This is a genomic window from Vibrio sp. 03_296 (genome assembly GCF_002265885.1).
Genome location: NZ_NPKW01000283.1, coordinates 1 through 1335 on the forward strand (window position 1 = coordinate 1; position 1335 = coordinate 1335).

At 43.7% G+C, this 1335-nt stretch carries 2 pseudogenes; both read left to right on the plus strand.

What is annotated here, in order from left to right:
- Nucleotides 1-322: pseudogene (locus CIK04_RS24010) on the plus strand (phosphoribulokinase); the annotation flags it as partial.
- 242 nt (nucleotides 323-564) lie between these two features.
- Nucleotides 565-1199: pseudogene (crp, locus tag CIK04_RS24015) on the plus strand (cAMP-activated global transcriptional regulator CRP).
- Nucleotides 1200-1335: the final 136 nt, after the last annotated feature.

The window sequence follows — 1335 nt, forward strand, 5'->3', positions numbered from 1 at the left end:
GTGCGCTCAATGGACGTACTATCTGAATTACATCACACCGCAATTTTCTCGTACTCACATCAACTTTCAGCGAGTCCCAACGGTCGATACCTCCAATCCGCTCAACGCCAAAGGCATCCCAAGCCTTGATGAAAGCTTTGTGGTGATTCGTCTTAGAGGAATCAAAAACGTTGATTTTCCATACCTACTGGCGATGATCGATGGCTCGTTCATGTCACGCCACAACACCCTTGTGGTGCCGGGAGGAAAAATGAGTTTTGCTATGGAATTAATTGTGCAGCCTATCCTGCAACAATTGATTGAAACGGGCAAAATTGGATAAAAACCCAGCACAGAGAGCGATTACTTTTCATACCGTGATCATGTGCACAGTTTTGCTTAAAAAATCCGATACTCGGCACGATTAAAATCAAGAAATCGTTTTCGAAAAAGGATACTATTTCAAACCGAAACACAAGATAGCTTGCAGCCTTAGTTAACAGCTCTTATTCTAGGAAGCCAAGATTAAGGCTTCGCTAAAATACGGATAGCGGCAAGCGTACCCTGCAGAGGAAGTGAGATATTATGGTTCTAGGTAAACCTCAAACCGATCCAACACTAGAGTGGTTTCTTTCACACTGTCATATTCATAAGTACCCATCAAAAAGCAACGCTAATTCATGCGGGCGAAAAAGCAGAAACACTTTACTACATCGTAAAAGGTTCTGTTGCGGTACTGATTAAGGATGAAGAAGGTAAAGAAATGATCCTTTCTTACCTAAATCAAGGTGACTTTATTGGTGAATTAGGCCTGTTTGAAGAAGGCCAAGAGCGTTACCGCTTGGGTTCGCGCAAAATCTCCTTGTGAAGTCGCGGAAATCTCATTCAAGAAAATTCCGTCAGCTAATTCAGGTAAACCCTGACATCCTGATGCGTCTATCTGCTCAGATGGCAAGCCGTCTGCAAGTGACCAGCCAAAAAGTGGGTGACTTGGCATTCCTAGACGTAACTGGTCGTATCGCTCAGACGCTATTGAATCTTGCTAAACAACCAGATGCGATGACACACCACGATGCATGCAGATCAAGATCACTCGTCAAGAAATCGGTCAAATCGTTGGCTGTTCTCGTGAGACAGTAGGTCGTATCTTGAAGATGCTCGAAGAGCAAAACCTGATTTCTGCACATGGCAAGACTATCGTTGTTTACGGTACTCGTTAATTTCCATTAGCGATGAACAGTTTCAAAAGCCACTCATGGCAACATGAGTGGCTTTTTGTTTCACAGTAGACGGCAATTGAGAGCCGTGAGCGACTCTGTTAACCGCTTCTGTTAACCATTAGTGCTTTCGAAAATC